Annotated in this window: 7 protein-coding genes; 6 read left to right on the top strand and 1 reads right to left on the bottom strand. The window is 63.3% G+C overall.

The genetic code is table 11. The features are described from left to right. Nucleotides 1-42 precede the first annotated feature (42 nt). From ACVOLZ_RS17300 to lpxC, 4 genes are all read left to right on the top strand, one after another. Nucleotides 43-771 (top strand): cell division protein FtsQ/DivIB, encoded by a 729-nt coding sequence (locus ACVOLZ_RS17300; RefSeq protein WP_481517192.1) that lies wholly within the window; start codon nucleotides 43-45, stop codon nucleotides 769-771. Beyond that, on the top strand, nucleotides 768-2,003 hold the full coding sequence (ftsA, locus tag ACVOLZ_RS17305; RefSeq protein WP_481517193.1) for a cell division protein FtsA: 1,236 nt from the start codon (nucleotides 768-770) through the stop codon (nucleotides 2,001-2,003). The genes ACVOLZ_RS17300 and ftsA overlap by 4 nt, the downstream gene beginning before the upstream one ends. A 217-nt stretch (nucleotides 2,004-2,220) precedes the next feature. Continuing rightward, entirely contained in the window at nucleotides 2,221-3,447 is a 1,227-nt protein-coding gene (gene ftsZ / locus ACVOLZ_RS17310) for a cell division protein FtsZ (RefSeq protein WP_481512177.1), read from the top strand. A 284-nt stretch (nucleotides 3,448-3,731) separates the two neighbouring features. Further along, nucleotides 3,732-4,643 (top strand): UDP-3-O-acyl-N-acetylglucosamine deacetylase, encoded by a 912-nt coding sequence (gene lpxC / locus ACVOLZ_RS17315; RefSeq protein WP_481517194.1) that lies wholly within the window; start codon nucleotides 3,732-3,734, stop codon nucleotides 4,641-4,643. Nucleotides 4,644-4,869: 226 nt separating this feature from the next. Here lpxC and ACVOLZ_RS17320 read toward each other — a convergent pair whose 3' ends face one another. Continuing rightward, nucleotides 4,870-5,304: a DciA family protein gene (locus ACVOLZ_RS17320; RefSeq protein WP_481517195.1), complete on the bottom strand. Its 435-nt coding sequence runs from the start codon at nucleotides 5,302-5,304 to the stop codon at nucleotides 4,870-4,872. Nucleotides 5,305-5,316: 12 nt separating this feature from the next. Here ACVOLZ_RS17320 and ACVOLZ_RS17325 point away from each other — a divergent pair, with 12 nt between their 5' ends. Together ACVOLZ_RS17325 and secA are read left to right on the top strand one after the other, a co-directional pair. Beyond that, nucleotides 5,317-6,267, top strand: coding sequence for a M23 family metallopeptidase (locus tag ACVOLZ_RS17325; RefSeq protein WP_481517196.1), 951 nt, complete (start codon nucleotides 5,317-5,319; stop codon nucleotides 6,265-6,267). 178 nt (nucleotides 6,268-6,445) lie between these two features. Continuing rightward, on the top strand, nucleotides 6,446-9,157 hold the full coding sequence (secA, locus tag ACVOLZ_RS17330; protein ID WP_481517197.1) for a preprotein translocase subunit SecA: 2,712 nt from the start codon (nucleotides 6,446-6,448) through the stop codon (nucleotides 9,155-9,157). Nucleotides 9,158-9,305: the final 148 nt, after the last annotated feature.

Genomic DNA, 9,305 nt, shown 5'->3' on the forward strand with positions numbered 1-9,305 from the left:
TGCGACGGTGGCCTGCGGCCGCGCTGCAGGGGAGGACGCACGATGAATGCCGTCCTGCGCATGCTCGCCTGGCTGCTGGCCATCGCCTTGGTGGTGCTGCCAGTGGTCGCCGTGGTCAATGGTTGGGTCGGCGCCGAGCGCTGGCCGCTGGCCAAGCTGCGCGTACATGGCGAGTTCAAACGCGTGCCTGCTGAAGAGCTGCAGAAAACCTTGCTGCCGTATGCACGTTCGGGCTTCTTCGCGGTGAAGTTGCAGGACGCGCAGGCGGCAGTGGAAAAGCTGCCGTGGGTGGAAAGCGCGCAGGTGCGCAAACAGTGGCCGGATGTGCTGGAAGTGAGCATCGTCGAGCACCGTCCGTTTGCACGCTGGGGCAAGGATCGCCTGCTGTCCGAACAGGGCCGCTTGTTCGCGGTGCCACACGGTCTGGAGAACGCGCCGCTGCCCGAACTCGATGGCCCCGATGGCATGACCACCGAAGTGGTCGAGCTGTACAACGATTCACGCGCACTGTTCGCACCGGCCGGTGTCGACGTACGCAAAGTCGCGATGGACGCGCGCGGCAGCTGGTCGCTGGCGCTGGATAACGGCACCGAAGTGGTTGTTGGGCGCAACGATGCACGCTCACGCCTGAGCCGCTTCGTACGCGTGCTGCCGCAGCTGACCCGCACCCAGGTGCCGATCGTGCGCGCCGACCTTCGCTATACCAATGGATTCACGCTGAGCTGGGGAACCCCGCCGCCGGCAACAAAGCAGACGCAGGACAGGACATGAACCGCAAGGGTGACAAATCACTGATCGTTGGCCTGGATATCGGCACCTCCAAGGTGGTGGCGTTGGTCGGCGAGTACTCGCCGGGCAGCCCGATCGAGGTCATCGGCATCGGCTCGCACGAGTCGCGCGGTCTCAAGCGCGGCGTGGTGGTGGATATCGAATCCACCGTACAGTCGATCCAGCGCGCCATCGAAGAAGCCGAGCTGATGGCCGGCTGCGAGATCCGTTCGGTGTATGCCTCGATCTCCGGCAACCACGTGCAGTGCCGCAACTCGCAGGGCATCACCCCGATCCGCGAAGGTGAAGTGAGCTGGGGCGATCTGGACCGCGTGCTGGATGCGGCCAAGGCCGTGGCCATCCCCGCCGACCAGAAGATCCTGCATGCGATCCCGCGCGAGTACGTGCTGGATGATTCGCAGGAAGGCATCCGCAATCCAGTTGGCATGACCGGCGTGCGTCTGGAAGTACATGCCCACCTGGTGGTGTGTGCACAGTCTGCGGCAGCGAATGTCAGCAAGTGCGTGCAGCGCTGCGGCCTGCAGGTGGATGACCTGGTGCTGTCCTCGCTGGCCTCCAGCGTTGCCGTGCTCACTGCCGACGAGCGCGAGCTCGGCGTGGTGATGGTCGACATCGGCGCCGGTACCACCGACATCGCCGTGTTCATCCAGGGCGCGATCTGCCATACCGCATCGCTGCCGATTGCGGGCGATCACGTGACCAACGACATCGCCCACATGCTGCGCACGCCGACCCCGGAAGCGGAGCAGATCAAGGTGCGCTACGCCTGCGCGCTGGCACAGATGGCAACCGCCGAGGAAAGCATCCAGGTGCCGTCGGTCGGTGATCGCCCGCCGCGTCGCATGCCGCGTCATTCGCTGGCGCAGGCAGTGCAGGGCCGTTACGAGGAAATCTTCGAGATGGTGCAGGCCGAACTGCGCCGCTCGGGCTTCGAGGAAATGGTGCGCGCGGGCCTGGTGCTCAGCGGCGGCGCCTCGAAGATGGAAGGCGTGGTCGAGCTGGCCGAGGAAATGCTGCAGATGCCGGTACGCGTTGGCATTCCGCAGCACGTTACCGGGCTGGGCGAAGTGGTCGGCAATCCGGTGCATGCCACCGGCGTCGGCCTGCTGCTGATGGGCAGCCAGATCGAACACCCGCGTCGCCCGTCGCTGCCCACTGGGCGCGCCGGCAGCATGTTCAACAAATTGAAGAATTGGTTCCGCGGCGAGTTCTGAACGCGGTACCGGTGGTAGAGCAGTGAGGCAGTCAGAAGGGCAAGCAGTAAGGCAAGACGAAGTGCTGTAACGCAGTCATTGAAGCAAGCAACAACCACCGTGCAGGGGCAACCCGAAGCGGTATACCTAAAACAACTCGCCGGTGCGGGCGGGCGCAGAAGGAGAAGGATTCTTCCCGGATGCTCGACCCAATCACGGCAATAGAGAGGACATGGACATGGCGCATTTCGAACTGATTGAAAAGATGGCACCGAACGCGGTGATCAAGGTCGTTGGCGTGGGCGGCGGCGGCGGTAATGCCGTGGCGCACATGGTCAACAGCAGCGTGGATGGCGTGGAATTCATCACCGCCAACACCGACTCGCAGGCCATCAAGAATTGTGGCGCCAAGCTGCAGCTGCAGCTGGGCACCAACGTAACCAAGGGTCTGGGCGCAGGCGCAAACCCGGAAGTCGGCCGCCAGGCCGCACTGGAAGACCGTGAGCGCATCATGGACGCCCTGCAGGGTGCGGACATGGTGTTCATCACCGCCGGCATGGGCGGCGGCACCGGCACCGGTGCTGCACCGGTGGTGGCACAGCTGGCCAAGGAAATGGGCATCCTGACCGTGGCCGTGGTCACCAAGCCGTTCCCGTTCGAAGGCCGTCGCCGCATGCAGGTCGCACTGAAGGGCATCGAAGAACTGAGCCAGCACGTCGATTCGCTGATCACCATCCCGAACGAAAAGCTGATCACCGTGCTCGGCCGCAACGCCACCATGGTGCAGGCCTTCCGTGCTGCCAATGACGTGCTGCAGGGCGCTGTGCAGGGCATCGCCGACCTGATCGTGCGTCCGGGCCTGATCAACGTCGACTTCGCCGACGTGCGCACCGTGATGTCGGAAATGGGCCTGGCAATGATGGGCACCGGCACCGCACGTGGTGATGACCGCGCCCAGGCTGCTGCCGAGGCCGCGATCCAGAACCCGTTGCTGGACGACGTGAATCTGGCTGGCGCCAATGGCGTGCTGGTCAACATCAGCGCCGGCACCGACATCACCATGAGCGAGTTCGACGAAATCGGTCGCACCGTGCATGCCTTCGCTTCGGAAGACGCCACCGTGGTGATCGGTACCGTGATCGATCCGGATCTGGGTGACGAGATCAAGGTGACCGTGGTTGCCACCGGCCTGAACCGTGCCGTTGCCAAGAACGCGCAGCGTCCGGGCGAGCGCGGCCCGATCAAGCTGGTGCGTAACGCCACCACCGGCCAGGCCGAGTTTGAAGAGTACGAGAGCCCGGCCGATGCCGTGGCCAAGGCCGTGGGTCACACCATGGGCATGGGCCTGCGTCGTCCGAGTTCGGACACCGTGTCTGCTTCCACCTCGTCGGCGTCGCCGGCTGCTGCAGAGCTGCCGAACGACTACCTGGACATCCCGGCGTTCCTGCGCCGCCAGGCTGACTGATGCGGTAGCAGGGGCCATCCAGGCCCGATCATCGCGTGCGCCGGCAACGGCGCCGTGGGTCGGACTGGCCGGCCGCTGGATGCAGAGCTGATACGTCGGGGCTGTCCACCCCGGCGGGAATACCATGTCCTTTATCGTCGGGCCAAGGCCGGCCCGGCGATATTTTCGGTACTGGATGGAAGCTGACGGCCGAATCTGGCGCTGCAAAGGGCGCGTGTTAACGCGTGTTATTCTTGTTTGTCCCCCTGGCTGCGCTTGCGCGGCCCCTCCGGCCTTACATACACATGATCCAGCAACGCACTCTCAAGAACACGATCCGCGCCACCGGCGTCGGCCTGCACAGCGGTGACAAGGTCTATATGACCCTGCGCCCGGCACCGGTTGACCATGGCATCGTGTTCCGACGGGTGGATCTGGATCCGGTGGTGGAAGTCCCGGCGCGTGCCGATCTGGTCACCGAAGTCACCCTGTGCACCGGTTTGACCTGTGAAGGCGCCAAGATCCAGACCGTTGAACACCTGATGTCGGCCTTGGCCGGCCTCGGCGTGGACAACGTCATCGTTGAACTGTCCTCGGCCGAGTTGCCGATCATGGACGGCTCCTCCGGTCCGTTCGTGTTCCTGCTGCAGTCGGCAGGCATCGTCGAGCAGGGCGCGGCCAAGCGTTTCCTGCGCATCCTCAAGACGGTGGAAGTGCGTGACGGCGACAAGATCGCCCGTTTCGAGCCGTACGAGGGTTACAAACTGGGTTTCACCATCCAGTTCGATCACCCGATGATCCCGGCCAAGCAGTCGCGGGTGGAGATCGAGTTCTCCTCGGCCGCCTACATCAAGGAAATCTCGCGGGCCCGTACCTTCGGCTTCATGCGTGATCTTGAGTACATGCGTGAGCGCAACCTGGGCCTGGGCGGCTCGATGGACAATGCCATCGTGCTCGACGAGTTCCGCGTACTGAATGACGACGGCCTGCGTTATACCGACGAATTCGTCCGCCACAAGATCCTGGACGCCATCGGCGACCTGTATCTGGCCGGTGGGCAGGTGTTGGGCGCCTATGAGGGCTTCAAGTCCGGCCATGCGCTGAACAACAAGCTGGTACGCGCCCTTCTGGCCGACCAGAGTGCCTGGGAGTGGGCCAGCTACGACTCTCCAGTAGCCGCCGATCCGGTGCTGTACGGCATCCCGGCCTACGCCTAAGTTAAATAGCGGTGAGGTCGTAAGAGACACGGCCTTCACACAGCACGACTATTCCCATTTGTGGTCGTTGTGTGAACCCGATCAGGCTTTCAGTCTGAATTTAACTTTTAATTAACAAAAGACTAACTCCTTCGCTGCATTCCGCGGCTAGGATTCCTGCTGGCTCCAATCCGGTCCGTAGGACGGTCGGGTGGAGACCGGGGCCGATCAGGCTCCCGGTGGCCCTTCAGGACTTTGTTGATTTCACATCCTGCAGGGCAGCCAACGCGTCGCGCAGTCCTTTGTGCGTGGTTTCGCTTACTGCTGTGCTGCGTTGATCGTTACGCACTGGGGAGTGCGCAGACGCGGTCGCAGTTTTGACGGTCACCCGGGTGGCCTTCAGCCCGATGGATCGGGCCGCGTCGAGCAGCTGGTCTTCGGCAAGCCTTACTTTGGCGTGCCACACCGGCGATTCGACGAGAAAAACGAGGTGTTCGCCGTCCACATTGGCCAACCGGCAACGGTTAGCCAGCGCCGGCGGCAAATGGGGGCGCAATTGCCGGTCCATCGCATCGAGCCACAGGGCCCGGCGCAGCGGATTACCTGCTTTGTCCGCCATCGCCGCTTCCAGCGCCTGTTTGGGCGCGGAACGGGAACGAACACTGGATTTCGGCTCTGACATAAGAATTCTTCAATGACATTTAAAAAGATCGTAATCAAAACGCGTGAACAGAAGGCTAAGACGCCCTTGTCGCGTGTTCAGATGTTCTTCGAGGATCGTCCTCAAGCCCTGTTGGGTAGCGTACTTGGCCTTGGCTGCCTGATGGGTGTGGCCCTGAGCTTCGCCATCGGCATGGCCGGCGACGCGGCGTTGCAATCCAAGGTTGACCATCAGGAGCAGGAGCTGGCCAAGGTCCGCGCCGACGCGCAGACCCAGGTCAACGCGCTGGCCGCCCGCCTCGGCGAGCTGCAGGCGCAGGCCACCCGGCTCAACGCCCTGGGTGAGCGCCTGACGCAGATGGGCAAGCTGGAAGACGGCGAGTTCGACTTCCAGGAAACCCCGGGTATGGGTGAAGGCGAACCCGGCCCGACCCAGGACATCCCGGTCAGCGCGGTAAACACCGACTTACAGGTGCTGGAGCAGCGCTTCGCTGCTTCAGGCAAGCAGTTGTCGGTGATGGAATCGCTGCTGTTCGACCACCAGCTCGAACAAAATGCCGTGCCTTCGCGCATGCCGATCCGCAACACCTACGTCACTTCCAGCTTTGGTGGCCGCGCTGACCCGTTCGGTCGCGGTGTTGGCAACCACAAGGGCATGGACTTCCACGCCCGTGTCGGTGACCCGGTACTGGCCGTGGCCGACGGTGTGGTCAGCTTTTCCGGGGTGAAGGGCGGTTACGGCAATGTGGTCGAAATCGACCATGGCAACGGCTACAAGACCCTGTACGCGCACAATTCGCGCCTGACCGTGCGTGAAGGTGGGCTGGTGCGGGCCGGGCAGGAAGTGGCCAAGGCTGGCTCCACTGGCCGTTCCACCGGCGCCCACGTGCATTTCGAGGTCTGGCAGAACGGCGTGGTGATGAACCCGCGCAAATTCCTCGGCGAGGGTGGCAATACGCCGGTCGGCCGGCTCAGCCGTGGCTGATGGGCAGCAGGTCAGCTCAGGCTGACTTGTTTGGGGGGTGCTTGAAACCCAAGCGTCCGCCCCAAGCTACAATAGGCGTTGCCATCGACAGGGCGCATTGCGCCCTGTTTCGTTTGTGACCGGTGAACCCAGGGGGTGAGCCAGGTCGCACGGCATTTCATTCAAACCGGTTCCTTCAATGATCAACAGCCTGCTTACCCGCGTTTTTGGCAGCCGTAACGAGCGCCAGCTTCGCCAGCTCAACCGTATCGTCGCCAAGATCAATGCCTTGGAACCGGAGATGCAGAAGCTCTCCGATGACCAGCTGAAGGCCAAGACCCCCGAGTTCCGTGAGCGCATCGCCGCTGGCGAAGCCTTGGACAAGGTGTTGCCGGAAGCCTTTGCGGTCTGCCGCGAAGCCTCCCTGCGCGTGCTGGGCATGCGCCACTACGACGTGCAGCTGATCGGCGGCATGGTGCTGCATCTGGGCAAGATCGCCGAAATGCGCACCGGTGAAGGCAAGACACTGGTGGCAACGCTGCCGGTCTACCTCAACGCGCTGGAAGGCAAGGGCGTGCACGTAGTCACGGTCAATGACTATCTGGCCCGCCGCGACTCGGCGCAGATGGGCAAGCTGTACAACTGGCTGGGCATGAGTGTCGGCGTGGTCTACCCGGGCATGCCGCACAGCGACAAGCGCGAGGCCTACGGCAGCGACATCACTTACGGCACCAACAACGAATTCGGCTTCGACTACCTGCGTGACAACATGGCGCTGACCCGCGCCGACCGTTACCAGCGCGGCCTGCATTACGCCATCGTCGACGAAGTCGACTCCATCCTGATCGATGAGGCGCGTACCCCGCTGATCATCTCCGGTCCGGCCGACGATTCCCCCGAGCTGTACATCCGCGTCAACCGCGTGGTGCCGGGCCTGATCAAGCAGGAAACCGAAGAAGGCGAGGGCGACTACTGGGTCGACGAGAAGGGCAAGCAGGTATTCCTGTCCGAAGCCGGCATGGAGCACGCCGAAGAGTTGTTGCGCGAAGCCGGCATCATCGGCGCCGACAACGACAACGGCCTGTACGCCGCGCAGAACCTGACCGTCGTCCATCACCTCAACGCCGCGCTGCGTGCGCACGCCATCTACCAGCGTGACGTGGACTACATCGTGCGCGATGGCGAAGTGGTCATCGTCGATGAATTCACCGGCCGTACCCTGGCCGGTCGTCGCTGGTCCGACGGCCTGCACCAGGCAGTGGAAGCGAAGGAAGGCGTGCCGGTACAGCGTGAGAACCAGACGCTGGCAAGCATCACCTTCCAGAACCTGTTCCGCATGTACAAGAAGCTGTCCGGCATGACCGGTACGGCCGATACCGAAGCGTTCGAATTCCAGAGCATCTACGGCCTGGAAGTGCTGGTCATCCCGACCAACAAGCCGACCGTGCGCAAGGACTACCCGGACCAGGTGTTCCTCAACCGCAAGGGCAAGTTCAACGCGGTGCTGGCGGACATTGAAGAATGCGCCAAACGCGGCCAGCCGGTGCTGGTGGGTACCACCTCGATCGAAACCTCGGAAATGCTGTCCGAGCACCTGCGCAAGGCCGGCGTGAAGCACGAAGTGCTCAACGCCAAGCAGCATGATCGCGAAGCGACCATCGTTGCCAACGCCGGCCGTCCGGGCTCGGTCACCATTGCCACCAACATGGCCGGCCGTGGTACCGACATCGTGCTCGGCGGCTCGCTGGAAACCGAACTGCACGAGCTGGGTGAAGACATCAGCGACGAGCAGAAGGCGGCGGTGAAGGCGGCATGGCAGGAGCGTCACGAAGCGGTCAAGGCTGCTGGCGGCCTGCACATCGTCGGCACCGAGCGCCACGAATCGCGTCGTATCGACAACCAGCTGCGCGGCCGTTCGGGTCGTCAGGGTGACCCGGGTTCGTCCCGTTTCTACCTGTCGCTGGAAGACAACCTGATGCGCATCTTCGCCTCTGACTGGGTGCAGAAGGCGATGCGCATGATGGGCATGAAGGAAGACGACGTCATCGAAGACCGCATGGTCAGCCGTCAGATCGAGAAGGCACAGCGCAAGGTTGAAGCGCACAACTTCGACATCCGCAAGAACCTGCTCGACTTCGACGACGTCAACAACGATCAGCGCAAGGTGATCTACGGCCAGCGCGATGAGCTGCTGGACGCCGAGTCGGTCAAGGAAAACATCGACGGCATCCGCGGCGACGTGATCTATGACCTGGTGACCCGCTTCGTGCCGCCGAATTCGGTGGACGAGCAGTGGGACCTGCAGGGCCTGCAGGCCACGCTGGAAGGCGAGTTCGGCGTGGAGATGGACGTGGTTGGCCTGGTCAAGGCGCACGAAGAACTCGACGCCGAGGCGATCGCGCAGAAGGTCATCGACCGCGTGGACGAGCACTTCGCGCAGAAGGAAGCGGCGGTTGGCGCCGAGACCATGCGCGCACTGGAAAAGCACGTGATGCTGACCGTGCTCGACCAGAGCTGGAAGGAGCATCTGGCACGCATGGATTACCTGCGCCAGGGCATCTACCTGCGTGGTTACGCGCAGAAGCAGCCCAAGCAGGAGTACAAGAAGGAAGCCTTCGAGCTGTTCTCGCAAATGCTGGAGGACGTCAAGCGCGAAGTGATCACCATGCTCTCGCGCGTGCGTGTGCGCAGCGAAGAAGAAGTGCTGGCGATGGAGCAGCTGGAGCGTCAGCAGGCCGAAGCACGCCTGCAGATGTCGCAGTTCCAGCACCAGGACAACGGTGGCTACAGCGCCGACGAGGAAGCAGCGGAAGTGATCGACGAGGCCAACGCGCCCAAGGTCGGCCGCAACGATCCCTGTCCCTGCGGAAGTGGCAAGAAGTACAAGCACTGCCACGGCCAACTGAACTGACAAAAAGCCCCGCCAAGTGCGGGGCTTTTTTTGGGCACTGCCCCTGTAGTGGGGGGGGGGGGGGGGGGGGGGGCGGCCGCGGGCAGGGGGAGCCCGCCCAGCCCCCGGCGGGACGAGACCCGCGGCGGAGCGGGGGGGGGGCGGAGAG

This window comes from Stenotrophomonas sp. STEN020 (genome assembly GCF_056760195.1).

What these genes read in the sequence shown, in the direction of transcription:
- ACVOLZ_RS17325 (WP_481517196.1), top strand. Translation starts at nt 5,317, where the DNA reads ATGACATTTAAAAAGATCGTAATCAAAACGCGTGAACAGAAGGCTAAG.
- ftsA (WP_481517193.1), top strand. Translation starts at nt 768, where the DNA reads ATGAACCGCAAGGGTGACAAATCACTGATCGTTGGCCTGGATATCGGC.
- ftsZ (WP_481512177.1), top strand. Translation starts at nt 2,221, where the DNA reads ATGGCGCATTTCGAACTGATTGAAAAGATGGCACCGAACGCGGTGATC.
- secA (WP_481517197.1), top strand. Translation starts at nt 6,446, where the DNA reads ATGATCAACAGCCTGCTTACCCGCGTTTTTGGCAGCCGTAACGAGCGC.
- ACVOLZ_RS17320 (WP_481517195.1), bottom strand. Translation starts at nt 5,304, where the DNA reads ATGTCAGAGCCGAAATCCAGTGTTCGTTCCCGTTCCGCGCCCAAACAG.
- lpxC (WP_481517194.1), top strand. Translation starts at nt 3,732, where the DNA reads ATGATCCAGCAACGCACTCTCAAGAACACGATCCGCGCCACCGGCGTC.
- ACVOLZ_RS17300 (WP_481517192.1), top strand. Translation starts at nt 43, where the DNA reads ATGAATGCCGTCCTGCGCATGCTCGCCTGGCTGCTGGCCATCGCCTTG.